Source organism: Natronomonas amylolytica, assembly GCF_037031205.1.
GTDB lineage: Archaea > Halobacteriota > Halobacteria > Halobacteriales > Haloarculaceae > Natronomonas > Natronomonas amylolytica.
In genome coordinates this window covers 102,684-124,245 of the sequence record NZ_JAYEZM010000001.1, presented here as the reverse complement: position 1 = coordinate 124,245, position 21,562 = coordinate 102,684, and the positions used below count along the sequence as shown (strand labels likewise).

Genomic DNA, 21,562 nt, shown 5'->3' with positions numbered 1-21,562 from the left:
TGACACAGATATGCCGACCGACCTGCTGCTCCCGATGGTATCGGAGATGGACGACGGCGACCTCGCGGCCCGGGCCGAGGACCTCGGCTACGACGGCCTCTGGCTCGGCGAACTGTGGGGCGCAAGCAGCGTCGTCCGACTCACCGAGATAGCAACCCGGACCGACGACATCGACCTCGGAACGGCGATACTCAACGTCTTCTCGCGGACGCCCGCGGTGCTGGCGATGACCGCGGCGTCTCTCGACGACGTCGCCGGCGGCCAGTTCAAACTGGGGGTCGGCACCTCCACGAAGAAGTCCATCGAGGACCTCCACGGCGCCGAGTGGGACGACCCCAACCCGGTGCGACGGGCCCACGAGACCATCGAAGTGACGAAGGCGTATCTCGACGGCGACGAGCGCGTCGAATACGACGGTGAGGTCTTCGAGGTACAGGACTTCCCCGCCCTCGGGGCCGACGTGCCGGTCTACCACGCGGCGCTCGGAAAGGCCAACAGGCGCGTCGTCGCGAGGCTCTGTGACGGGTGGATTCCGCACAACATCCCCTTCCCCGTTCTACAGGACAACTACGAGTACATCCGCGAACACGCCGAAAAGGTGGGCCGGGAGACGACCATCGACGTCGTGCCGTACGTCCCGGCGGCCGTCGCGGACGATACCGAGACTGCCAGAGACGTCATCCGCGGGCACGTCGCCTACTACGTCGGCAGCGGTGAGGGCTACGAGCGGGCCGTCGCCGAACTGTTCCCCGAGGAAGCCGAGGCCGTCGCCACGGCGTGGCGGTCCGGCGACCGCTCGGCCGCCACCGAGGCCGTCACCGACGAGATGGTCGACGCGCTTGGGGTCGCCGGCACACCGGATGAGGCCCGCGACGAACTCCGAGATATCGCCGACATCGACTGCGTGACGCGCCCGATGGTGACGATTCCGAGCAACGCCGACGAGGAGACGGCGCGACGGACGATAGAAGAACTGGCACCGTCAAATCACTGAGCGACGGCCTGATAGCTCGGCTCATATGGATCTTGTAGTCTTTTACCGGCGAGTACCGAACCGTACCGGGTGCTCGCCGGTAATTCGTTACAAGGATCCGTATCAATCGTCGGCGGGGATGGGAGCGTCGGCTACCACGGCCCGCGTCTCGTCTGACAGTCGGGTGAGGACGGCTTCGCCGGCGCGCTCTCGCTCGACGAGGCCGCGGTCGGCGAGCGTCGAGAGGTGATGTGAAACGGTCGATTGCGCCCGACCGGTCACCGCGGCGACCTCCCGAACGGACGCCGGTTCGGTCTCGGCGACGGCTTCGAGGACGGCGTTGGTCGGTTCGGCACTCGTGGCGGCCGCGAGGTCGGCGTTCATCTCGGCGGGCGCAAAGCGGAGCGCACCACCGGCCTCGACGGCTTCGACGAGGCCCGCGTCTCGGAGGACGTCGGCGTGGTAGCGGACGGTCGATTTCGTCACGCCGACGGCGTCGGCCAGCGTCGCGAGGTCCGCCCCCGGCGATTCGCGAATCGCGGCGTAGACGGCCTTCCGTGTGCGCTGTTCGAGGACGCCCTCGGTGTCGGCCCGCGAAAGCCCCGACGAGAGAACGACGGAGCGATACCGGTCGATTTCAGGGGAGTCGAAGCCGACGGGAGCGGTGAGACTGGCTTTTCCGTCGCCGTCGCCGCTGGCGGCGACGGCCGGCGGCGCGAACAGACCGACGACGAGGAGGGCGACGAGGGCGGCGACCAGCGGCCGGCGATGCATACACGGTCCTGTGGCGGCGTCGGATGTATGCCTTTTCCCACGGCTATCGAAAGGGTAGCGAGGAACGAGTACGTGAACCGTCGAGAGACTACTCGTCGAAGAAGCCCTCGACGCCGTCGAGAGCGAGGACGAACTCGGGGCCGAAGGCCGCCGCCGGCGTCTCGAAGCCGGTCGGCGCGTCCGCCAAGATGCGCTCGGCGGCCGTCGTCGCCGCATCGACCGTCAGCGCGTAGGTCTCGGGCGTTTTCACCCGCGAGGTGACGGTCGTCTCGCCGTCGGTCGCCTCGCCCCAGACGTAGCAGGCGCCCTCCTCGCGTTGGCGTTCGCTCGGCCCGTCGACGAACGTCCGCGCGAGCGTCTGGAGGGCCTCCTTGACCGGTGGGAGGCCGAAAAGGGGCGCGGCGAACCGGCTGAGCTTCATGGCCGACCCGACCAGTGGCGGAACAGCGGTGTAGGTCTCGATGTTCTCGATGCCGGTCGTGTAGTAGGCCGTCGAGACGTCGCCCCACGGGACGGTGACGGCGTTGCGCTCGCCGCGACCGAAGTCGATTTGCCGGCGTGCGTGGGCGGTCGGTACGTCGACGATGCGGCCGCCACGCCGGACCTTCCCGCCCGCGTCGGCGTGTTCGATGACCGAGGCGAGCGTGCCCTTCGAGATGGTGCCCGAGGGGTCGAACCCGAGACGGAGTTCGTCGGCCTCGGGCAGGCGGTCGTGGAGGTGGCCCGCCAGACAGTCGGTCGGCACCACGTCGAAGCCGACGCCGGGGAGCAGACAGACGCCGGCCTTCTCGGCCTCGCGGTCGCGTTCGGCGATGGCCTCGAAGACCGACAACTCGCCCGTGATGTCGAGGTAGTGGGTTCCGGTTTCGAGACACGCCTCGACAAGCGGCTCGTACGTCTCGACGAACGGACCAGCACAGTTGAGACAGACGTCGATATCGTCGAGGTGGTCGTCCGCGGCGCCGACGTCGAACCCCCGCCCCGGTACGCCGAGTCGTGCGGCGAGGTGGTCGGTTCGGACCTCGTTGCGGCCGGCGACCACGACGTCGAGGCCGCGGTCGACGGCCTCCTCTGCGACGAGTTCGCCCGTGTAGCCGTATGCGCCGTATATCAGCAGGGTCATGGCGGTATCTCGCCCGGCGACATCAAAAAGCCACAGTACGGCGTGGATACGGGTCTGCGTGAGTTCGGTGAGGAGACGGTTCGATGCGAGACAAAAGTATATCCGGAAAAGGGCGGTAAAATTACAAAATGACGATTCGTGCAGTCCACGTCGCCCGGGATGACGTCTATTTGCGGGACGCTTCTATCGAGGTCGAACGGGTCGAGACGAGCCACAGCGCGGTTCAGCGACTCGGCGAGGGCGATGTCGACTGCGTCGTCAGCGGATACGAACTCGACGCACCGACGGGCAGGGGCGTCGACGGCGAGACGGGCCTCGACGTCCTGCGGGCGGTCCGCGAGCGAGACGGGTCGGTCCCGTTTCTGCTCTACACCGACGCGACCGACGGCGATGTGGCCATCGACGCGACGCGCCTCGGCGTGACGGAGTACACCTCGATGGCGCGGCTACGACGGGACGATGCGGCGCTCGCCGACCGGGTCCACGCGATTACCGAGGGGAGCGGGTCGACGTCGGTCCCGTACGACACCAACGCCATCGCGGAACTCACGCGTATCGCCGCTGGCGACGATGCGACCTTCGACGAGAAAGTCGGTGAACTGCTCGACCTCGGCCGAAGCATCCTCGGGCTGGATATCGGTTTCGTCTCCCGCATCGAGGGGGATACCCACACCATCACCCACGCCCGCGGAAACGACGAACTCTCCGAGCAGGGACCCGTCGACCTCTCGACGACCTACTGTCAGTACACCGTCCAGTCGGAGAGCCTCTTCGGCGTTCAGGACGCCGAGGTCGAGGGCTGGAGCGGCAACCCGGTCTACGAGGAATCGGGACTCAGTTGCTACCTCGGCGGGCGGATTACCGTCGGCGGCGAACTCTACGGGACGCTCTGTTTCGCCGACGCGGACCCGCGTGAACTGGCCTTCACCGACGACGAACGGCGGTTCATCGAACTGCTCGTCGAGTGGCTCGGCCACGAAATCGCCCGCGAGAACCGGGAGGCATCGCTTCGCCGGTACAAGGCGATTCACGAGACCGTCCAGCAGATGGTGTTCGTCATCGGCGACGAGGCGACCATCGAGTTGTTCACCGAACCGGTCGCCGAACGGTTCGGCTACGAGAGCGAACAACTCCGCAACGAACCGGCGACGGCCTTCCTCGATGCCGACGCGGTCGAGGCGGGCTACGAGGCCCTCGGGGAACTTCAGGCGGCGCCCGGCGAGGCGAGTCGAACCATCGAGACGACCATCGAGACGGCCGATGGCGAGGCGGTCCCCGTCGAAATCGAACTTTCCTTGCTGTCGGATGCGACGGAGTATCGGGGCCTCGTCGGGGTCATTCACGACCGGTCGGACCTGGCGGAGACCAAGGCCGAACTCGCCGCCGAGCGCGACCGGTTCCGGTACCTGTTCGAGCACATTCCGGACCCGGTCGTCGAAACCGAGTTCGTCGACGGGCGGAACGTCGTCCGTGCGGTCAATCCGACGTTCGAAGAGCGGTTCGGCTACGCCGAGCCCGAAGCGACCGGCAGACCGATAAACGACCTCATCGTCCCCCCTGACGAGCGAGAGCAGGCCGAGGCCTTCGACGAACGGATACGCGAAGAGGGCTCCGTGGCCGCCGAAACCCGCCGCAACACGACCGACGGCTACCGCCGATTCCTCTTCCGTGGCTTCGAGTATCGGAACGCCGACAGCGACCGCGCGTTCGGTATCTACACCGATATCACCGAGCGCGCCGAGCGCGACCAGTACCTGCAGGTCGTCAACCGCATCCTCCGGCACAACCTTCGGAACGACCTCAGCATCGTCATGGGGTTTGCCGACGCCATCGCCGAAGACGCCCCCGACGAGCGGACCGCCGACCGTGCGAGGACCATCGTCGAAACCGCGAAAACCCTCAGCGAGATGGCCGAAACGGCCAACGATATGTCGCGAATCGTCGGCCAGCGGTCCTCGTCGGCCGACCACGAAATCGACCTCGCCGACACCGTCGCGGAGGTCCGTGCCGAAGCGTCGGAGGCCTACCCCGAGGCCGAAATCGTCGCGGACGTTCCATCGAACCGCTTCGTCAGAGCCGATTCGAAACTGACTCGCGTCCTCCGGGAACTGATGGACAACGCCGTCGAGTACGGCGACGCCGAGACGCCACGGGTCCGGTTCGAACTTCGGGACGGCGGCGCCGAGAACTTCGTCACGCTCGCGGTGTCCGACAACGGCCCCGGGATTCCGGCAGCCGACCGCGAGCGCGTCCTCGGCGAGCGGGAGATAACCCAACTCGACCACGCACAGGGTATCGGCCTGTGGCTGGTCAAATGGCTCGTCGAATCCTACGGCGGCGTCCTCGGGTTCGACGTCGACGACGAGGGAACGACGGTCCTGCTGGAGTTGCCAGTCTACGAGGGCGCCGGGACCGGCATCGATGGCGAACGCCCCGACGCGGCCTGACCCTTATCACGGACCGCGACGCAGTGGTCCCCATGTCCGAACGAGACATCGTCGTCCCCAGCGGGATGGACGACATCGACGACGTCGCCGCGATGGCGACCCACGCCGAAGACCACGGCTACGACCGCATCTCCCTGCCCGAGGTGACCGGCCGGGACGGCGTCACGCTGTTGGCAATCCTCGCGGACCGAACCGATACCATCGGCCTCTCGAACGACGTCTTCTCGCCGTGGGGGCGCTCGCCAGCGATTCTCGGCCAGACGGGCGTCACCCTGCAGGAGGCCAGCGACGGCCGCTACCGGATGGGACTGGGCGCGTCCTCGCCGGACCTGACCGAGAAGTGGCACCTCGGCGAGTTCGACCGGCCGCTCCGACGCCTCCGGGAGACGGTCGAACTCGTCAAGCAGGTCACCAGCGGCGAGCGAATCGACTACGACGGCGAGTTCTTCGAAGGTGGCGGTCTCAGCCTTCGGGGTGTCGACCCTGCTGAGGTCCCTATCGACGTGGCCGCCCTCGGGCCGAAAGCCGTCGAACTCGCGGGCCGCTTCGCCGACGGATGGGTCCCGCAACTGTTCACGGCCGAGGCACTCGAAGACCGTCTCGACGACTTCCGCCGCGGCGCCGAACTGAGCGACCGCAACCCCGAGGACCTGCGCGTGGCCGTCACGGTTCGCTCCTGTGTGCTGGACGACCCCGAGCGCGCACGCGAGGTGGCCCGGCGGCAACTCGCCTTCATGGTCGGCGCCTACGGGCCGTACTACCGGCAATCGATAGCCGAACAGGGGTTCGAAGCGGCGACCGATTCGATACGCGAGGCGTGGACGGAAGGGGACCGCGAGGCAGGTGTCGCCGCAGTCACCGACGAGATGGTCGACCGACTGGTCGCCGTTGGGACACAGGAGACCGCCGAGGAGCGCCTCGAACGCTACGAGGCTATCGACGGCGTCGACGCGGTCCGCATCGGCTTCTTCGGTGAGATGACCGCCGAGGAACGGCGCCGGACGACCGAGATGCTGGCGCCGTAATCACTCGTCGGCCAACGCCGAGGCAAGGGCGCGCGCCTGTTCGACGTGTTCGTCGGCCTCGCTGTGGCCCGTCGTGTCGACCTTCGCCAGCAACTGCTCGACGACGGCCGCCCGTTCGGCCTGCACGTCGGGGTCGGCCTCCCGGAGGTCGTCGGCGACGGCTTCGGCCTCACCGAGGAGCCTGCTCGCGCTCCGCTCGACGGGCAACTCGGCGGTCGCCGCGAGGTGTTCGTAGAGGCGGTCAGCGTCGCTCACAGGCGTTCCTCCGCGCGTTCGATATCTGCTTCGGTGTTGACGTTGACCCGCCAGCCGTCGAGTTCGACCGTCTCGATGCGGCCGCCCTGTGCTCGGAGCCACTCGATGGCGTCGGGGAGTTCGTACTCGCCGCGGTCGGAGGGGTCGATGGCTCGACAGGCCTCGAAGACCCGCGGCGAGAAGGCGAAACAGCCGGTCGTCGCCAGCGTGGTCGGTGGGTCGTCCGGTTTCTCGACGAGGCCGACTACCTCGCCGTCCTCGGTTCTGACCACGCCGCCGCGTTTCGCTCGCTCGCGGGAGACGTCCTCGACGAGGAGCGTCGCATCGGCGTCGGTTCGGCGGTGAGTGCGGGCCACGTCCCCGAGGTTTCCGCGGAGGACGTTATCGCCGTTCAACTGGAGGAAAGGGTCGTCGACGGCCGGTTCGGCCTGCCGGACGGCGTGAGCGAGGCCGCGCTGGGTCGGCTGTTCGACGTAGGTTATCGACCGGTCGTCGTAGCTGTCGCCGTACCACTCCCGAATCCGGTCGCCACGGTAGCCGATAACGACGACGTAACCGTCGACGTGGGGTCTGAGCGCGTCGAAGACGTGCGTTAAAAGGGGTGTGCCGGCGACGCGCACCAGCGCCTTCGGCCGGTCGTCGGTCAGCGGTCGGAGCCGGGTGCCGCGGCCGGCGGCTGGGACCACGCCCTGCATGGGGAGGGCTTTGTGGCGGTCGGACAAACCGTTGTCCGTCCTCGGAGAGGGCGTTACGCCTCGGTGACGAGGAAGGTGTGGCCGCCGCGTCGCTCGAAGTAGACGTCGTCGGCCTCGCGGGCGTAGCGGCGGACCCGGTCGAACTCGAGGTCGCTGACTTCGATGATGCCGTTGTGCATCGGTTCGCTGGTTCGGGTACCTGCTGACATACGAACGGCTACGCGAGGAACTCCTAAAGGGGCGAGCCAACCCCGGAGTGAAAGTGAAAGTAACGGAGTGCGTCGGCCCGACAGGAATATCACCGCTGGTTACGGCGCTCGATTCGAGCGGTAAGTCCGCCCGGATGCTATTATCTGCCGTCGGGTCCGGCATGTAATACCCGCCGTTGTTTTCAGCATCTGAAAACGCTGAACACCCCTTATATTGGTATGGGTGGTAATACAGGTATGGTTGCCACGACCGTGGTCGAAGCATGAGTGCGGAGGGAACGCGCGGTGCGTCCGTCGAACAGCTGTACCGGGAACTGACCGAAGAGGGCTCGGTCGAACTGACCGAGGACGCCTCGGGGTCGGCGGCCGTCGTCGACGGCGTCACCGGACAGCTCTTTCCCGAGGAGTCCTTCCAGTTCGAGGAAGATTTGGTGAAACACTCCCTCGAAGAGCTCCTTTTGGTCCTCGTGGCGCTGCGGGACGCCGACACCCACGGCAAGGGGCTGATGGACGACCTGTCGACGCTGTTCGACGCCCGCCTCAGCCCCGGGACGGTCTACCCCCGGCTTCACGACCTCGAAGACGAGGAAATCCTCGAGATGCACGAACTCGTCCGGACGAAGGAGTACCGCATCGACGACGCCGAGGCCGCCCGTGAGCAGATTCAGGCGGCGATGCGACAGCACCTCACGCTCGGTTTCGTCTTCTATTCCGCGCTTCAGGACATCTGAGCCCGATTTTCTACTCTACGCGGCGAGCCGACAGCGGCGGCGCTACTCCGGCAATGGGTTTGAAGGGGCCATCCGACGTAGCTCTGTAGATGTGTTCCTTGATACCATGAACCAACCAGATACCGCTCCGGTCGAGGAGGGCGAATCCCACTACGTCGAAATCGAGGAACTCGGTGACGAGGGTGACGGCATCGCCTACATCGAGGGGTTCGTCGTCTTCGTTCCGGAGACCGACCCGACCGACTCGGTCGATATCGAGATCGACACCGTGCAGGGCTCCTTCGCGACGGCCGAGGTCGTCGAACGGCACGGCTAACGGCTCAGTTTGCGAAAAAATCCGGCGCTCGGTTCGGACGGATACAGAGCGCGTCAGCGAATCCGGGCGGAAGCCGTCGACGTGACGTCGTCGACTGCCGACCGGGCGTTCTCGGCGGGACTTACTCGAGGTCGAAGCGGTCGAGCTTCATCACCTTGCTCCAGGCGTCCACGAAGTCCTGGACGAACTCTTCCTCGCCGTCGTCGGCGCCGTAGACGTCGGCGACGGCGCGAAGCCGGGAGTTCGAGCCGAAGATGAGGTCGAAGCGGGTGGCTTCCCACTCGACTTCGCCGGTTTCGCGGTCGCGTACCTCGAAGACTTCCTCCTCCTCGTCGACCGCTTCCCACTCGTAGTCCATATCGAGCAGGTTCACGAAGAAGTCGTTGGTCAGCGCGCCCGGCCGGTCGGTGAAGACGCCGCGGTCGGTGCCCTCGTAGGTCGCACCCAGCGCGCGCATGCCGCCGACCAGCACCGTCATCTCCGGGACGGTCAGGTTCAGGAGGTCCGCCTTGTCGACCATCCGCTCCTCGGGGGAGCCGTACAGGTCGTCGAAATCACCCTCGCCGAGGTAGTTGCGGAAGGCGTCGACCTTCGGTTCGAGTACCTCGAAAGACTCGACGTCGGTCTGCTCCGCCGTGGCGTCCGTTCGGCCCGGTTCGAACGGCACTTCCACGTCGTAGCCGGCCTCCGCGGCCGCCTGCTCGACGGCCGCGTTGCCGCCGAGGACGATCAGGTCGGCCAGCGAGACGCGCACGTCGTCCGACCGGGAGCCGTTGAAGTCATCCTGCACCCCTTCGAGGGTCTCCAGGACCATCTCCAGCTCCGCGGGCTCGTTGACCTCCCAGCCCCGCTGAGGCTCCAGACGGATACGGGCGCCGTTGGCGCCGCCGCGCTTGTCGCTGTCGCGGTAGGTCGACGCCGCCGCCCACGCCGTCTTGGCCAGTTGTGAGACGGAGAGGTCCGAGTCGAGAACCGCCGCTTTGAGTTCGGCCGCCTCCTCGTCGCCGATCAGGTCGTAGTCGGCCTCGGGCAGGGGGTCCTGCCAGATCATCGTCTCGTCGGGCACATCGGGACCGAGGTACCGCTCGGGCGGACCCATGTCGCGGTGGAGCAGTTTGTACCACGCCTTCGCGAAGGCCTTCTGGAACTCCTCGGGGTTCTCCTGGAAGCGCTCGAGGACCTCCCGGTAGTCGTCGTCGTGTTTCAGCGCGACGTCGGTCGTCAGCATCATCGGCTGCTCGGCCTCCGAGGGGTCCTGTGCGCCGGGTGCCGACTCGACTGCATCCCCGTCGGCCGGCCGCCACTGCCACGCACCGCCGGGACCCTTGACGGAGACCCAATCGTGTTCCAGCAGGTTGTCGACGTAGCCCATGTCCCACTGGGTCGGTGCGTCGGTCCAAGGCCCTTCGATACCGCTGGTGATCATCCCGCCGATGTCGCCGAACTCGTGGTTCCAGCCGAGGCCTTGCTCCTCGATGGGCGCCGCCTCGGGCTCGGGACCGAGATGCTCCTCGGGGTTGTCGGCCCCGTGGACCTTCCCGAAGGTGTGGCCGCCGGCGATGAGCGCGACCGTCTCCTCGTCGTTCATCGCCATGCGGTCGAACTCCTCGCGGATGTTCTTCGCCGAGCCTTCGACGTCCGGCTCGCCGTTCGGCCCCTCGGGGTTCACGTAGATGAGCCCCATCACGGTGTTCGCCAGCGGGTCCTTGAGGTTGCCCACCTCTCCGTCCTCGTATCGCTCGGGCGAGGTCGTTTCCCATTCGTCTTCGGGGCCCCACTCGACGGCCTCGTTGGACTTGAACGCGTCCACGCGGCCGCCGGCGAAGCCGTAGGTCTCGAAGCCCATCGAATCGAGGGCGACGTTGCCGGCCAGCACGATCAGGTCGCCCCACGAGAGCTTCCGGCCGTACTTCTGTTTGACCGGCTGGAGCAGGCGACGGGCCTTGTCGAGGTTGATGTTGTCGGGCCAACTGCTCTCCGGCGGGAGGCGCTGGAGGCCGCCGGAGGCGCCGGCACGGCCGTCAGCGGTTCGGTACGTCCCGGCGCTGTGCCAGGCCATCCGGATGAAAAGCGGTCCGTAGTGACCGTAGTCGGCCGGCCACCACTCCTGCGAGGTCGTCATTACCTCCTCGAGGTCCGCCTTCACTTCCTCGAAGTCGAGCTTCTGGAACTCCTCTGCGTAATCGAAGTCCTCGTCGTAGGGACTGAGGTCCCGGGCGTTATCGTCGAGGACATCCAGTCGTAGTAGGTTCGGCCACCACTCCTGATTGGACCAGGGCATACGAAAGTGATTGACGGAGTCAGTACATTAAGTTTGTCTTATTGGAAGTCGATGGGGGTCAGATAACAAATAAAGTTCTACTTGACGCTACCGAGTAGCCACCCCTCGAAGGCTTCAAGGGCGTCGCTCTCGTCGAACCGCTCGATGCACGGAACGTCGTAGGGATGGAGTTCCACGACGCGTCTTTCGAGGTCGCCGTATCGCTCGTCGGTGGTCTTCGCGAGCAGAATCACCTCGTCCTCGTGGACGATGTCGCCCTCCCACCGGAACGTCGACCGACAGTCGAAGCGGTTGACGCAGGCGGCCAGTCGCTCCTCGACGAGCGTTTCGGCGAGTTCCGGGGCGGCCGACGGCGGTGCGGTGATGTAGGCCGTCGGCATCCCTCAGGCGTCCGCGTCGGCGTCGACGTCGGCCTTCCCCGCCACTGGGTTGTACTGGCCGTTGATGTCCCACTCGTGGATGCAATGGCGGTTGCCGACCTGTCGTTCGCCGTTTTCCTCGGCGATGACCCAGTTTTCGGTTTCGGAATCCCAGACGTCCATCCGACCGCACTTCTCGCAGGTCCGTTCCTTCGGCGGGACGATATCCGTGCTCATGTTCGCCTCCACGTCGGCCACCGTAATCAACTGCCCGCCCTGTCGGCGACGATGGACGTTCGTCCAGCGATTCGCGGCCGAACCCGGAGGGGTCTTGACGGCGTGGACCGAAACGCCGGTATGCGACGGCGCGCCCTGCTGGCGACGGTCGGTGCCGCGGCGGTCGGCGGCTGTACCATCGGCGGCGAGCCCCCCGACCGAGACGGTCTCTCGGTCCGGGCCCCGACCTTCGAGGACGGCACCATCCCCGAACGATACACCTGTGACGGTGCGGGCGTCTCCCCGCCGCTGCTCGTCGAAGGCCTCCCCGGCCGAACCGAATCGGTTGCCATCGTCGGCGAGTGGCTCCAGAGCATCGACCCGGCTTCGGGGCCGAGCACAATCTGGTTGCTGTGGGGCCTTCCGCCCGAGGACCCACTCGAAGTCCCCGAGAACATCGCTTCCGACCCCGAACCCGACGCCTTCGCGGGCGCAAAACAGGGTCGAAACGACGAAGGGTCGGTCGGGTACCGCTCGCCGTGCCACGAATCGCCGGACGACAACGAATACCGGTTCGTCGTCCTCGCCCTCTCCGAACCACCGGAGGTCGAGGCAGGGGCCGTCCGGGATACCTTCGACGACGCTACCGAATCGACCGTCGTCGCCAGCACTGCCATCCGAGCAACGTATAACCGGTTTTGACAGTCCGCGAAATCTCGTCAGCTAGTATCAGAAATCCGGGAGGTCGTCGGGAGCCTCGTAGTCGGCCTCCCAGTCGATGTAGTCCTCCTTGAGCGTCCGGCTCACCGATTCGCCGAACTCCGCCATCGACGCGTTGATGCCCGAGACCGTCTCCCACGAGTCGAGGTCCGGATGGAGGTCACGCTCCCGCCAGTCTTCGGGGATGCCGGGCGCGTGATACCCCACCCGGTCGGCGAAGTCGTCCCAGAAGAAGTCGAACTCCGCGAACATCCCGAGGTCGACGGCGATGTCGAACGCCTCGGTGTTCAGGTCCGTCTCCGCGGCCCACGACTCGAACGCGTCTGCCCACGCGCCCTCGTGGAGCAGTTCCTCGATTTCCTCGCGCCGGTATTCGTCGCCCTGTACCTCCACGTCGTCGTAGGCGTCCGCGTCCAGTTCCGGCAGTTCCGGCACCGGCGGCGTCTCGACGTCAAGTTCCATACATCCCGTTGGGTCGCCGGCCCCTAAACAGTAGCCGATGTGCTGATTGCTCCGTCGGCCGACGCGACAGCGACGACCCACGCTTAAGGCCATCCCGACCGAATCTCCGGACATGCGCATAGTCGTTCCATACGACGGGTCGGAGCTATCGAAGAAGGCCCTCCGGCACGCGGTCGACACCTACGAGGGCGCCGATATCGTCCTCGTGCACGTACTGGATTTCGTCGAGGCCGGATACGACGCCCCGCCGGAGGCGGCTCTACCGGGCTACTGGCAGGAGTGGTACGAGGAAGCCGAGGGGGGTGCCGAGGAACTGCTCGCGAAAGCGGAGGACATCGTCGATGCCGACCTCGAAACCGAGATCGTCGTGGGGCGTCCGGCCAGCGAGATAGTGGCGTTCGCCGAGGAAACGGACGCCGACGCCATCGTTATGGGGAGTCACGGCCGGGACGGCGTCTCGCGTATCCTCCTCGGGAGCGTCGCCGAAACCGTCGTTCGACGGGCGACGGTCCCCGTTACCGTCGTTCGGTAGCGTCCCGGTCCGCTCAGTTCGGGGCGTCTTCGAGAGCTTCCTGCCGCAATCGCTCGCCTCGGTCCGTGGACACGGTCAGTTCGGGAACCGTCGTCGGGTTTCGGTCCTCATCGATGGCCACGAAAACGAGGTACGACTCGGTGGTGAGTTCGGTTTCGGCCTTTCCGGGGTTCTCCCGAAACACGCGTGTCCGGAGCCGGATACTGCTCTCGCCCGCCTGATAGACGTACGACTTGACTAGCGCGATATCCCCGACCTCGATCGGGCGTTTGAAATTCACCTCGTCCATGTGCGCGGTCACGCACGTCTCACCGGAGAAGTGCATGGCGCTCATCGCTCCTGCCTCGTCCATCCACTTCATCACGTTTCCCCCATGTGCGGTGTTCAGGTTGTTGGCGTGGTTCGGTTGCACCATCCACCTGTTCTCGATCAGCGTATCCAGTACATCGGGCATGGTCCATGCATCGGTTCCAACGGGTGAAAATACCAGTCGGTTTTCACCGGTGGCTGGGTGGTGGTTCCCTCGCTGCCACGAGCCAGTGGTAATCGGCCCCCGACCACTCGTTCGAGGGCCCGCGTATCGAATCTCCTCGCCCGTAGCACACAGTGAGTAATCAATCTCGTGGCCCACCGTGTGGCCCAATCCCGACACACGTAAGCCGCTTGGCCGATTGAAGCCGACAATGAGCGACGAGGAGGGGTCCGTGCGCGTCGTCGGAACCGCGCACGTCTCCGAGGCGAGCGTTACCGAGGTCGAAGAGGTCATCGACGCCGAGCAACCCGACGTCGTCGCCGTCGAACTCGACGAGGGGCGGTATCGCCAGATGAAAGGCGAGACTCCGGAGGACCTCGATGCCGGCGACCTCCTCCGGGGGAACACGGTCTATCAGTTCCTGGCCTACTGGATGCTCTCCTACGTGCAGGCCCGCCTCGGCGAGCGGTTCGACATCGAACCCGGCGCCGACATGAAGGCCGCGATCGACAGCGCGGAGGGCCACGGCATCGACGTCGCACTCGTCGACCGCGACATTCAGGTGACGATACAGCGGTTCTGGGCCCGTCTAACCTTCCTCGAGAAGATCAAACTGATAGGCAACCTTGCAGTCGGCCTCGGCGACCCACGTGAGATCGGTATGGGCGTCGGCGTCGGAATCGCCCTCATGCTATCCATCGTTGCGGGCGCTATCGCCGGTCCTTTCGTCGTCCCCAGCGCTCTCGGCCCCGGCGTGTTGGTCGGCATCCTCGATACCCTCATCGTCGGCCTCGGCCTCGGGCTGTTACTCGGCGGACTCATCGTCGTCGCACTCTTGCGGATGGCACCCGAAGACGACGAGATCGAGGAGTTCGATATCGAGCAGATGACCGACACCGATGTCGTCGGCGCGATGATGGAGGAATTCCGCCGGTTCTCCCCGGGTGGTGCGGAGGCGCTTATCGACGAACGGGACGCGTACATCGCCCACCAGCTCGTCGCCCTCCGCGATCAGGGCAAACACGTCGTCGCCATCGTCGGCGCGGGCCACCGCGAGGGTATCGAGCGATATCTGGAGACACCGTCGACGCTGCCTGACATGAGCGAATTGACGGGCCGTGCCTCAGGGAGTCGCTTCTCGCTGTACAAGCTCTTCGGCTACCTGTTCACGCTCGGCTTCCTCGTCTTCTTCGTCCTGCTGGCTATCGCCACGTACACCGGGGTCGAAGGGACATCCAGCGACCTGCTCTTCAGCCTCTTTGCGGCGTGGTTCCTCGTCAACGGAATCCTCGCCTTCGGGCTGGCCAAACTCGCCGGTGCCCACTGGAGTTCCGCCGGCGTCGGCGGCGGCGTCGCGTGGCTGACGAGCGTCAACCCGCTTCTCGCGCCGGGCTGGTTCGCCGGGTACGTCGAGTTGCGATACCTCGACGTCAACGTCGGCGACATCAAGGAACTCAACGAGATTATGAGCGACGAGGAAGCGCCCATTCGGGAACTGTGGCGGAACCTCAAGTCGGTGCCGCTGTTCCGACTCATCATGATCGTCGCGCTCACGAACATCGGGAGCTTCGTCGGTAGCGTCGTCTTCGCGACCGTGCTGTTGCCGTACCTGTTTGCCGGCTCCGGCATCGAGGGCGCCAGCGGCGTCGCGCGGCTGATGCTCGAAGCCGCGCGCAACAGCCTCGACCTCCTCGTGGAGGTGTTCCGATGAGCGGCGTCACGCTCGGTGGCATCCGGTTCTACCCTGACGAACTTCGCGACCTCGTGGTCGCGTGGGTCGTCCTCGGCGCGGCCTTCAGTGTCTTCTTCTTCCGGGCGACCGGCCGGCAGGTCTTTCCCGATATTGCGGGCGTGATCTCCACGCCGGCGTTCGGTCGCCTGCTCGCCGTGAGCATGCTCACCGTCGGCGTCGGCTTCCTGCTTCACGAACTGGCCCACAAGGTCGTCGCCGTTCGGTTCGGTCAGGTGGCGGCCTTCCGCGCCGACTATCCGATGTTGGCGCTGTGTCTCGGCGCCGCGCTCGCGGGCTTCCTCTTTGCGGCCCCCGGCGCAGTCCACCATCGGGGCCGAATCACGCCCCGCCAAAACGGGTTGGTCTCCGTTGCGGGGCCCCTGACGAACGTCGCTCTCGTCGCGGTCTTCCTTCCGTTCTACTTCCTCAGTGGCTTCCTCGGTGACGTCGGTCAACTCGGCGTCATCATCAACGCCGTTCTTGCGGCGTTCAACATGATTCCGTTCGGGCCGCTCGACGGGAGGAAGGTCCTCGGCTGGAGCAAGACGGTCTTTGCTGCCGTCTTCCTCGGGACGGCCGCGCTCGCGGTCGGCAGTTTCCTCGTAGTCGGCTTCCCCGCGTTCTGATACGGGCCGTTGTCGTCTTTCACCGGTCATCGTCGACACCAGCGATTCGTGTGAGGTCGGGAACCGACGCGCTTTTGCTCCGGTCGGACGCCGGTTCGGGTATGACCGAGGAGACCGACGAGGACGAGGAGGGGCTTACCTACGCCGAGACCGGCGTCGATATCGAGGCCAGCGAAGCGGCGACGGCGGCGCTTATCGGCGCCGTCGGCGAGTTCGAGGGCGACTACGCCGGTCTCGTCGACATCGGCGACCGCTATCTCGCCTTGGCGACCGACGGCGTCGGGACGAAACTGCTCGTCGCCGAGGCGCTGAGGGATTACTCGACGATCGGTATCGACTGCATCGCGATGAACGCCAACGACCTCATCGCGACGGGCGTGACGCCGGTGGCGTTCGTCGACTACCTCGCCATCGAGGAACCGAACGACGCGACGGCCGAACAGATCGGTGACGGTCTGTCGGCGGGCGCAGAGCAGGCCGAAATCGCACTGGTCGGCGGCGAGACGGCCGTCATGCCGGAAGTCATCAAGGGTCTGGACCTCGCAGGCGCCTGTGTCGGCCTCGCGACCGAGGACGAACTCTTCGACGGGAAAGCCGAGTCTGGCGACGTGCTGGTCGGTCTCCCGTCGTCAGGCATCCACTCCAACGGGCTGACGCTGGCCCGGGAGGCGGCGACGCGGAACCACGAGTACACCGACCCCTTCCCGTACGACGAGAGTCGGTCCATCGGCGAGGTGTTGCTGGAGCCGACCCGCATCTACCGGGAAGTACTGGGGCCGCTTCACGCCGCGGAGACGCATGCCGCGGCACACGTCACCGGCGGCGGCTGGACGAACCTCTCGCGGATGGGCGAGTTCCGCTACGAAATCACGGACCCCTTCGAAGCGCAACCGGTCTTCGAGTTCGTCCAAGACGAGGGCGACGTGAGCGACGAAGAGATGCACCGCACGTTCAACATGGGGACCGGCTTCGTCGCAGCGCTCCCGGAAGACGATGCCGAGGCCGTCGTCGAGGAGTTGGACGATGCCCGGGTCATCGGCCACGTCGAAGACGGCGACTGCGTAGCCGTTCGCGGACTGGAGCTATAGGCGAGCAGGCGGGGAGGGTGTCGTCGGCCAACCCGTCCTCGCGCTTCCGCCTTGGGGGCTGGCCGCCGTTCGCTACCGCATACGGCCGCTGGTCCCGTCTCCGTATTTCAATCCTCGGCTGGGGGAAGGTTTTTGTATAACTCAAGGTTATTGTCGCGCATGGGTATGGACCTGCCGACGCCGGCGGACCTCCGGGAACGACGGACGAATCTCGGGTTGACACAGAGCGAACTCGCCGACCGGGCCGACGTTTCCCAGCCACTTATCGCCCGAATCGAGGGCGGCGACGTCGACCCCCGGCTGTCGACGCTTCGGCGCATCGTCAACGCGCTCGACGAGGCCGAAAGCGCCGTCATGCACGCGGAGGACATCATGCACGAAGGCGTCGTTACGGTCGCGCCGGACGACAGCCTCCGGGATGCTATCGACGTGATGGTCAAGGAAGGCTACTCCCAGTTGCCGGTCGTTCGGGACGGCCGCCCGCAGGGTATCATCTCGAACTCCGACATCCGACAACTGGAGGAGGAAAACGCCGGGGAGTTGCCGGTCGCAGACGCGATGCGCGAGGCGATTACGACCGTCGAACCAACTGCGACGATGGACGAGGTCAACGCCCACCTCAACCATCAGGACGCGGTGATGGTCGTCGAGGACGGACAACTACTCGGAATCATCACCGAGGCGGACGTCGCCGCCCACATGTCCTAGTCGTCGGGTTCTTCGACCTCTTCGTCCTTCTCGAAGGTCTCGATGACCTTCAGCGGCACGTCACGGAGGGCGCCGCCGACCTCGCTTTTGGCGATTCGGGAGGCGTGCTGGTCGCTATCAGCGTTGAAGACTTTCATTTCCAGCAGGAGCCCGACGAGTGCGGTGTCGGCGGCGATGAAGGCCGAATCGAAGGCCTCGCCACAGGCGGGACAGGGCGTCGCACCGACTTCGACTTCGACGTAGTCCATGTCCGCGTTGTTGAGGCGCTTGCCGGCCTCACTGACGGCGACACCGATGGCGTCGTCGATCTCTTCGACATCACGAACCAACCATGCGGCTTCCATCGCGACGACGTAATTGCTCATACACGTTGCAAACGGTGCCTGACGGATAGCCCTATTGTTTCCGGCCCGGCCTTCGCCGAGCGCACGTGACCGGAATCCTCGCCATAACTTATGAGAATGACCCGCCGGGGGTACCGGAGTTATCCGTTCGGGCCACCCCGTTCTCGCCTCAAATGGCGGTCAGCACAACCATAGTTGAATCGCAAGACTGCGGCGGTGTTTTTCCACATAATCTATCATACGATACAACGAGTCGAGGGGAAAGCATTTATACACCCAACGGATTGGGACGGTCACGATGGCAACACAGGTGTACCGGGCGTTCGTCTTCGCTCTGTACCAGTTCAGTATCGTCCTCGGTATCGCACTCCTCCCCGTCGCGTTGGCGACGAGTAGGGTCGGCTTCACCCTCCCCATCGGCCGCGTCGTCGAGCGCCTCGGGGCCGCCTACGAGAACGCGACACCGGAAGCGACGGCCTGACCGAAAGGATTTATCAGCGGTCGGTTTCTACCAGCAGGCAATGCGACAACCAGATTCCTCCCTGCCGCGGACCGGTCAGGACCACACCCTCTCGCCGTACGAACCCGAACTCGGCGAGGTACCGTCCAACGACCTCACCGCGGAGGACCTCGAAAGCGTCAACAAGACCGGCACGACGACCATCGGCATCTCCACGTCCGAAGGCGTCGTCATCGCCACTGACATGCGCGCGTCCCTCGGTGGCCGCTTCGTCTCCAACAAGGACGTCCAGAAGGTCGAACAGATTCACCCCAACGCCGCCCTGACACTGGTCGGCTCCGTCGGCGGCGCCCAGTCCTTCATCCGCTCGCTTCGCGCCGAGGTCAACCTCTACGAGTCCCGCCGTGGCGAGGACATCTCCATCGAGGCGCTGGCCACGCTCGCGGGCAACTTCGCCCGCGGCGGCCCCTTCTTCGCCATCAACCCCATCCTCGGCGGCGTCGACGACGAGGGCCACCACGTCTTCTCCATCGACCCCGCCGGCGGCGTCATGAAGGACGACTACACCGTCACCGGCTCCGGTCTCACCGTCGCCTACGGCACCCTCGAACGCGAGTACGAGGACGACATGACCAACGAGGAGGCAAAGAAAGTCGCCGCCTCCGGCATCAAGGCCGCCGTCGAACGCGACACCGGCTCCGGCAACGGCGTCTTCCTCGCGACGGTCACCGACGAGGGCGTCGACATCAAGGGTCACAAGAACTTCGACGACGTGCTCTAGAACACCCACTTTTTACTCCCTCGGGTTTCCTCGCTCGCTTCGCTCGCTGCGGGAACTGCGTGGCGGCTTTGCCGCCACGATGTTCAGTTGCGGGCCACCGGCCCGCAACTCACTCGGTCGCAAAAACTTGGGGAAAAACTCAGCCGGCGGCTCACTCCGTTCGCCGCCGGTGAACCGCTCGGACGCCTCCGGCGCCCTCGCGGATGCTACCTTTATATTCTGTTTCCCATCTCGATTCGCACCTTTTAATCGGGCCACTCGCTTAGCGGATAGCGATGGAATTCGCCGAGTTCGCCGCCCGTGCCGCCGAGATGGAGGAAGAGCCTGCGGACCTCGAAACAGTCGCGCTCGTCGCCGAGTTGTTCGAGGACGCGGGCGATGACCTCGGTATCGTGACTCGGTTCGTGCAGGGGCGGGTCTTCCCGGCCCACGACGGCACGAAACTCGATATCGGGCCGAACCTCTGCTATGGGGCGCTGGCGAAGGCCGCCGGCCAGAACGTCTCGTCCGACGACATCGAGGACCGACTGGCAGACGTCGGCGAAATCGGTGCGGTCGCGGAGGAACTCGATTTGGGCGGCCAACAGGGGCTTGCCGCCTTCGGGGGTGGCGGCAGCGACGCCCTGACCGTCGCCGAGGTAGACGAGACACTTCGGAACCTCGCCGCTGCTGCGGGGTCCGGCAGTACGGACACGAAACTCGATACGCTGTTCGGTCTGTTCAATCGCGCCGAGTCGCTGGAGGCTCGCTTCCTCGCCCGACTCGTGTTGGGCGAGATGCGCGTCGGCGTCGGCGAGGGAACCGTCCGCGATGCGATAGCGGAGGCCTTCGACGTACCGACCGCGGCCGTCGAACGCGCGATTCAGGTGTCGAACGATTGCGGCCTCGTCGCCGAAACCGCCCGTGATGAGGGCGAATCCGGATTGGCTGACGTCCACCTCGAAGTCGGCCGGCCGGTTCAGGCCATGCTCGCACAGGCCGGAACAGCGGTGGACGCCCTCGAAGAATGGGAGGAAGCCGCCGTCGAGACCAAATTCGACGGGGCTCGCGTACAGGTCCACTACGACGGCGAGACGACGCAGTTGTTCTCCCGCAACCTCGAAGACGTGACCGACCCGCTGCCGGAGGTCGTCGAGTTCGTCGACGACGAACTCACCGCTCCCGCGATTCTGGACGGCGAGGTCGTGGCCGTCGACGACGAGGGCGACCCGCTACCGTTTCAGGAGATCCTGCGGCGCTTCCGCCGGAAACACGACGTGGCGGCGGCCCGCGAGGACGTCGCGGTCGAGTTACACGCCTTCGATTGCCTCCATGCCGACGGCGACGACCTCCTCGATGCGCCGCTGGTCGAACGCCACGACCGGCTTTCGTCGGTACTCTCGGAGGGCGTCTCCGAACTCGCGATTACCGACGATGCCGACGAGATTGCCGACCTTGAGGCCGACGCGCTGGAAGCAGGCCACGAGGGCATCATGCTCAAGAACCCCCAGTCGGCGTACACCCCCGGAAATCGCGGGAAGAACTGGCTGAAGCGCAAACCCGACGTCGAGACGCTCGACCTCGTGGTCACCGGCGCCGAGTGGGGCGAGGGGCGACGGGCGAACCTGCTCGGCACCTTCCTGCTTTCGGCCCGCGACGGCGACGACTACGAGACCATCGGCAAGGTGGCGACCGGCATCACCGACGAGCAACTGGCGGAGTTAGACGAACTGCTGGAACCACACGTCCGGTCGGAATCCGGAACCGAGGTGGACATCGATCCCGAAGTCGTCTTCGAGGTCGGCTACGAGGAGATTCAGGAATCGCCGACCTATTCGTCGGGGTACGCCCTCCGATTCCCACGATTAGTCGGCGTTCGGGAGGACAAGGGCCCGGCGGACGCCGACAGTCTCGAACGCGTCGAACGGCTGGCGGCGGCCCAGCACTAGAGGCGCGATTCGAGGTCGTCCAGTCGGGATTCGAGCCGTTCGAGCCGCTCGACGACGGTCGCGAGGTCCGCCTCGTCGGCCGACGATTCGTCGACGCGTTCGATGCGACGGGCAAGTTCGTCGTGAATTTCCCCGGCGGCTTCCCGGTACTCGTCGAGTTCCTCGGTCGCGGTCGCGCTTCCGTGACCCTGACACCCCTCTATTCGGGAGACGTGGCGTGCGAGTTCTTCGTCACTCGCCATATCTCAGATAGCGTAACCCGATATATAAATCCGGGTTACCGTTCGCCTATCGAAACCGCCGGG

General features: G+C 65.7%; 26 protein-coding genes. 14 read left to right on the top strand and 12 right to left on the bottom strand.

The window, feature by feature from the left end; translation table 11 throughout:
- Nucleotides 1–10 precede the first annotated feature (10 nt).
- Nucleotides 11–994, top strand: a complete 984-nt coding sequence (locus U5914_RS00720) for an LLM class flavin-dependent oxidoreductase (RefSeq protein WP_336133439.1) — start codon at nucleotides 11–13, stop codon at nucleotides 992–994.
- Nucleotides 995–1,096: 102 nt separating this feature from the next.
- Here U5914_RS00720 and U5914_RS00715 read toward each other — a convergent pair whose 3' ends face one another.
- Nucleotides 1,097–1,747: a winged helix-turn-helix transcriptional regulator gene (locus tag U5914_RS00715; RefSeq protein ID WP_336133438.1), complete on the bottom strand. Its 651-nt coding sequence runs from the start codon at nucleotides 1,745–1,747 to the stop codon at nucleotides 1,097–1,099.
- Between the two features lie 88 nt (nucleotides 1,748–1,835).
- The gene (locus tag U5914_RS00710; RefSeq protein ID WP_336133437.1) at nucleotides 1,836–2,870 is read right to left on the bottom strand and encodes a saccharopine dehydrogenase family protein; all 1,035 of its coding nucleotides are present in this window, start codon (nucleotides 2,868–2,870) and stop codon (nucleotides 1,836–1,838) included.
- A 128-nt stretch (nucleotides 2,871–2,998) separates the two neighbouring features.
- On the opposite strand from U5914_RS00710, the gene U5914_RS00705 reads away from it, so the two are divergent.
- Both U5914_RS00705 and U5914_RS00700 read left to right on the top strand, forming a co-directional pair.
- Entirely contained in the window at nucleotides 2,999–5,317 is a 2,319-nt protein-coding gene (locus U5914_RS00705) for a PAS domain S-box protein (protein ID WP_336133436.1), read from the top strand.
- Between the two features lie 32 nt (nucleotides 5,318–5,349).
- Nucleotides 5,350–6,342, top strand: coding sequence for a TIGR04024 family LLM class F420-dependent oxidoreductase (locus tag U5914_RS00700; protein ID WP_336133434.1), 993 nt, complete (start codon nucleotides 5,350–5,352; stop codon nucleotides 6,340–6,342).
- On the opposite strand, the gene U5914_RS00695 is transcribed toward U5914_RS00700, so the two are convergent.
- From U5914_RS00695 to U5914_RS00685, 3 genes are read right to left on the bottom strand one after another with little or no spacing between them, the layout of a single operon-like run.
- Nucleotides 6,343–6,597 carry a DUF8152 family protein gene (locus U5914_RS00695; RefSeq protein WP_336133432.1) on the bottom strand — a complete coding sequence of 85 codons (255 nt, stop codon included), beginning with the start codon at nucleotides 6,595–6,597 and terminating at the stop codon, nucleotides 6,343–6,345.
- On the bottom strand, nucleotides 6,594–7,292 hold the full coding sequence (locus U5914_RS00690; RefSeq protein ID WP_336133431.1) for a nucleotidyltransferase family protein: 699 nt from the start codon (nucleotides 7,290–7,292) through the stop codon (nucleotides 6,594–6,596). The genes U5914_RS00695 and U5914_RS00690 overlap by 4 nt, the downstream gene beginning before the upstream one ends.
- Before the next feature lie 53 nt (nucleotides 7,293–7,345).
- The gene (locus U5914_RS00685; RefSeq protein WP_336133430.1) at nucleotides 7,346–7,501 is read right to left on the bottom strand and encodes a hypothetical protein; all 156 of its coding nucleotides are present in this window, start codon (nucleotides 7,499–7,501) and stop codon (nucleotides 7,346–7,348) included.
- Nucleotides 7,502–7,764: 263 nt separating this feature from the next.
- Here U5914_RS00685 and U5914_RS00680 point away from each other — a divergent pair, with 263 nt between their 5' ends.
- Both U5914_RS00680 and U5914_RS00675 read left to right on the top strand, forming a co-directional pair.
- A complete protein-coding gene (locus U5914_RS00680; protein ID WP_336133429.1) occupies nucleotides 7,765–8,232 on the top strand; it encodes a helix-turn-helix transcriptional regulator in 468 nt (155 codons plus the stop codon).
- A gap of 91 nt (nucleotides 8,233–8,323) precedes the next feature.
- Entirely contained in the window at nucleotides 8,324–8,548 is a 225-nt protein-coding gene (locus U5914_RS00675; protein WP_336133427.1) for a TRAM domain-containing protein, read from the top strand.
- Between the two features lie 121 nt (nucleotides 8,549–8,669).
- Here U5914_RS00675 and katG read toward each other — a convergent pair whose 3' ends face one another.
- From katG to U5914_RS00660, 3 genes are all read right to left on the bottom strand, one after another.
- Entirely contained in the window at nucleotides 8,670–10,829 is a 2,160-nt protein-coding gene (gene katG / locus U5914_RS00670) for a catalase/peroxidase HPI (protein ID WP_336133425.1), read from the bottom strand.
- 77 nt (nucleotides 10,830–10,906) lie between these two features.
- Entirely contained in the window at nucleotides 10,907–11,209 is a 303-nt protein-coding gene (gene cutA / locus U5914_RS00665; RefSeq protein WP_336133424.1) for a divalent-cation tolerance protein CutA, read from the bottom strand.
- Between the two features lie 3 nt (nucleotides 11,210–11,212).
- The gene (locus U5914_RS00660; protein WP_336133423.1) at nucleotides 11,213–11,425 is read right to left on the bottom strand and encodes an HEWD family protein; all 213 of its coding nucleotides are present in this window, start codon (nucleotides 11,423–11,425) and stop codon (nucleotides 11,213–11,215) included.
- Nucleotides 11,426–11,545: 120 nt separating this feature from the next.
- Here U5914_RS00660 and U5914_RS00655 point away from each other — a divergent pair, with 120 nt between their 5' ends.
- On the top strand, nucleotides 11,546–12,106 hold the full coding sequence (locus tag U5914_RS00655; RefSeq protein ID WP_336133421.1) for a YbhB/YbcL family Raf kinase inhibitor-like protein: 561 nt from the start codon (nucleotides 11,546–11,548) through the stop codon (nucleotides 12,104–12,106).
- A 27-nt stretch (nucleotides 12,107–12,133) separates the two neighbouring features.
- Here the strand turns inward: U5914_RS00655 and U5914_RS00650 are convergent, their stop codons facing one another.
- Nucleotides 12,134–12,586 (bottom strand): DUF7992 family protein, encoded by a 453-nt coding sequence (locus tag U5914_RS00650; protein ID WP_336133419.1) that lies wholly within the window; start codon nucleotides 12,584–12,586, stop codon nucleotides 12,134–12,136.
- 112 nt (nucleotides 12,587–12,698) lie between these two features.
- On the opposite strand from U5914_RS00650, the gene U5914_RS00645 reads away from it, so the two are divergent.
- Complete coding sequence (locus tag U5914_RS00645) at nucleotides 12,699–13,118, top strand: universal stress protein (protein ID WP_336133418.1); 420 nt, start codon at nucleotides 12,699–12,701, stop codon at nucleotides 13,116–13,118.
- A gap of 13 nt (nucleotides 13,119–13,131) precedes the next feature.
- Here U5914_RS00645 and U5914_RS00640 read toward each other — a convergent pair whose 3' ends face one another.
- Nucleotides 13,132–13,572: an acyl-CoA thioesterase gene (locus tag U5914_RS00640; protein ID WP_336133416.1), complete on the bottom strand. Its 441-nt coding sequence runs from the start codon at nucleotides 13,570–13,572 to the stop codon at nucleotides 13,132–13,134.
- 229 nt (nucleotides 13,573–13,801) lie between these two features.
- On the opposite strand from U5914_RS00640, the gene U5914_RS00635 reads away from it, so the two are divergent.
- From U5914_RS00635 to U5914_RS00620, 4 genes are all read left to right on the top strand, one after another.
- On the top strand, nucleotides 13,802–15,301 hold the full coding sequence (locus tag U5914_RS00635) for a TraB/GumN family protein (protein WP_336133414.1): 1,500 nt from the start codon (nucleotides 13,802–13,804) through the stop codon (nucleotides 15,299–15,301).
- Nucleotides 15,298–15,948 (top strand): zinc metalloprotease, encoded by a 651-nt coding sequence (locus tag U5914_RS00630; RefSeq protein WP_336133413.1) that lies wholly within the window; start codon nucleotides 15,298–15,300, stop codon nucleotides 15,946–15,948. The genes U5914_RS00635 and U5914_RS00630 overlap by 4 nt, the downstream gene beginning before the upstream one ends.
- A 101-nt stretch (nucleotides 15,949–16,049) precedes the next feature.
- The gene (gene purM, locus U5914_RS00625; RefSeq protein ID WP_336133412.1) at nucleotides 16,050–17,036 is read left to right on the top strand and encodes a phosphoribosylformylglycinamidine cyclo-ligase; all 987 of its coding nucleotides are present in this window, start codon (nucleotides 16,050–16,052) and stop codon (nucleotides 17,034–17,036) included.
- Nucleotides 17,037–17,201: 165 nt separating this feature from the next.
- The gene (locus tag U5914_RS00620; RefSeq protein WP_336133411.1) at nucleotides 17,202–17,744 is read left to right on the top strand and encodes a CBS domain-containing protein; all 543 of its coding nucleotides are present in this window, start codon (nucleotides 17,202–17,204) and stop codon (nucleotides 17,742–17,744) included.
- On the opposite strand, the gene U5914_RS00615 is transcribed toward U5914_RS00620, so the two are convergent.
- A complete protein-coding gene (locus tag U5914_RS00615; RefSeq protein WP_336133410.1) occupies nucleotides 17,741–18,109 on the bottom strand; it encodes a DUF555 domain-containing protein in 369 nt (122 codons plus the stop codon). The genes U5914_RS00620 and U5914_RS00615 overlap by 4 nt on opposite strands.
- Before the next feature lie 277 nt (nucleotides 18,110–18,386).
- Here U5914_RS00615 and U5914_RS00610 point away from each other — a divergent pair, with 277 nt between their 5' ends.
- The 3 genes from U5914_RS00610 to ligA all read left to right on the top strand — a co-directional run bounded on the left by U5914_RS00610 (nucleotide 18,387) and on the right by ligA (nucleotide 21,257).
- On the top strand, nucleotides 18,387–18,569 hold the full coding sequence (locus U5914_RS00610; RefSeq protein ID WP_336133409.1) for a hypothetical protein: 183 nt from the start codon (nucleotides 18,387–18,389) through the stop codon (nucleotides 18,567–18,569).
- A gap of 40 nt (nucleotides 18,570–18,609) precedes the next feature.
- Nucleotides 18,610–19,329, top strand: coding sequence for an archaeal proteasome endopeptidase complex subunit beta (gene psmB / locus U5914_RS00605; RefSeq protein ID WP_336133408.1), 720 nt, complete (start codon nucleotides 18,610–18,612; stop codon nucleotides 19,327–19,329).
- 275 nt (nucleotides 19,330–19,604) lie between these two features.
- A complete protein-coding gene (gene ligA, locus U5914_RS00600) occupies nucleotides 19,605–21,257 on the top strand; it encodes an ATP-dependent DNA ligase LigA (RefSeq protein WP_336133407.1) in 1,653 nt (550 codons plus the stop codon).
- On the opposite strand, the gene U5914_RS00595 is transcribed toward ligA, so the two are convergent.
- A complete protein-coding gene (locus U5914_RS00595) occupies nucleotides 21,254–21,499 on the bottom strand; it encodes a hypothetical protein (protein ID WP_336133406.1) in 246 nt (81 codons plus the stop codon). The genes ligA and U5914_RS00595 overlap by 4 nt on opposite strands.
- Between the last annotated feature and the right edge of the window lie 63 nt (nucleotides 21,500–21,562).

What these genes read in the sequence shown, in the direction of transcription:
- ligA (WP_336133407.1), top strand. Translation starts at nt 19,605, where the DNA reads ATGGAATTCGCCGAGTTCGCCGCCCGTGCCGCCGAGATGGAGGAAGAG.
- U5914_RS00685 (WP_336133430.1), bottom strand. Translation starts at nt 7,501, where the DNA reads ATGTCAGCAGGTACCCGAACCAGCGAACCGATGCACAACGGCATCATC.
- U5914_RS00690 (WP_336133431.1), bottom strand. Translation starts at nt 7,292, where the DNA reads ATGCAGGGCGTGGTCCCAGCCGCCGGCCGCGGCACCCGGCTCCGACCG.
- U5914_RS00720 (WP_336133439.1), top strand. Translation starts at nt 11, where the DNA reads ATGCCGACCGACCTGCTGCTCCCGATGGTATCGGAGATGGACGACGGC.
- U5914_RS00645 (WP_336133418.1), top strand. Translation starts at nt 12,699, where the DNA reads ATGCGCATAGTCGTTCCATACGACGGGTCGGAGCTATCGAAGAAGGCC.
- U5914_RS00715 (WP_336133438.1), bottom strand. Translation starts at nt 1,747, where the DNA reads ATGCATCGCCGGCCGCTGGTCGCCGCCCTCGTCGCCCTCCTCGTCGTC.
- U5914_RS00640 (WP_336133416.1), bottom strand. Translation starts at nt 13,572, where the DNA reads ATGCCCGATGTACTGGATACGCTGATCGAGAACAGGTGGATGGTGCAA.
- katG (WP_336133425.1), bottom strand. Translation starts at nt 10,829, where the DNA reads ATGCCCTGGTCCAATCAGGAGTGGTGGCCGAACCTACTACGACTGGAT.
- U5914_RS00610 (WP_336133409.1), top strand. Translation starts at nt 18,387, where the DNA reads ATGGCAACACAGGTGTACCGGGCGTTCGTCTTCGCTCTGTACCAGTTC.
- U5914_RS00615 (WP_336133410.1), bottom strand. Translation starts at nt 18,109, where the DNA reads ATGAGCAATTACGTCGTCGCGATGGAAGCCGCATGGTTGGTTCGTGAT.
- U5914_RS00620 (WP_336133411.1), top strand. Translation starts at nt 17,202, where the DNA reads ATGGACCTGCCGACGCCGGCGGACCTCCGGGAACGACGGACGAATCTC.
- U5914_RS00655 (WP_336133421.1), top strand. Translation starts at nt 11,546, where the DNA reads ATGCGACGGCGCGCCCTGCTGGCGACGGTCGGTGCCGCGGCGGTCGGC.
- purM (WP_336133412.1), top strand. Translation starts at nt 16,050, where the DNA reads ATGACCGAGGAGACCGACGAGGACGAGGAGGGGCTTACCTACGCCGAG.
- U5914_RS00660 (WP_336133423.1), bottom strand. Translation starts at nt 11,425, where the DNA reads ATGAGCACGGATATCGTCCCGCCGAAGGAACGGACCTGCGAGAAGTGC.
- U5914_RS00650 (WP_336133419.1), bottom strand. Translation starts at nt 12,586, where the DNA reads ATGGAACTTGACGTCGAGACGCCGCCGGTGCCGGAACTGCCGGAACTG.
- cutA (WP_336133424.1), bottom strand. Translation starts at nt 11,209, where the DNA reads ATGCCGACGGCCTACATCACCGCACCGCCGTCGGCCGCCCCGGAACTC.
- U5914_RS00705 (WP_336133436.1), top strand. Translation starts at nt 2,999, where the DNA reads ATGACGATTCGTGCAGTCCACGTCGCCCGGGATGACGTCTATTTGCGG.
- U5914_RS00630 (WP_336133413.1), top strand. Translation starts at nt 15,298, where the DNA reads ATGAGCGGCGTCACGCTCGGTGGCATCCGGTTCTACCCTGACGAACTT.
- U5914_RS00680 (WP_336133429.1), top strand. Translation starts at nt 7,765, where the DNA reads ATGAGTGCGGAGGGAACGCGCGGTGCGTCCGTCGAACAGCTGTACCGG.
- U5914_RS00710 (WP_336133437.1), bottom strand. Translation starts at nt 2,870, where the DNA reads ATGACCCTGCTGATATACGGCGCATACGGCTACACGGGCGAACTCGTC.
- U5914_RS00635 (WP_336133414.1), top strand. Translation starts at nt 13,802, where the DNA reads ATGAGCGACGAGGAGGGGTCCGTGCGCGTCGTCGGAACCGCGCACGTC.
- U5914_RS00595 (WP_336133406.1), bottom strand. Translation starts at nt 21,499, where the DNA reads ATGGCGAGTGACGAAGAACTCGCACGCCACGTCTCCCGAATAGAGGGG.
- U5914_RS00700 (WP_336133434.1), top strand. Translation starts at nt 5,350, where the DNA reads ATGTCCGAACGAGACATCGTCGTCCCCAGCGGGATGGACGACATCGAC.
- psmB (WP_336133408.1), top strand. Translation starts at nt 18,610, where the DNA reads ATGCGACAACCAGATTCCTCCCTGCCGCGGACCGGTCAGGACCACACC.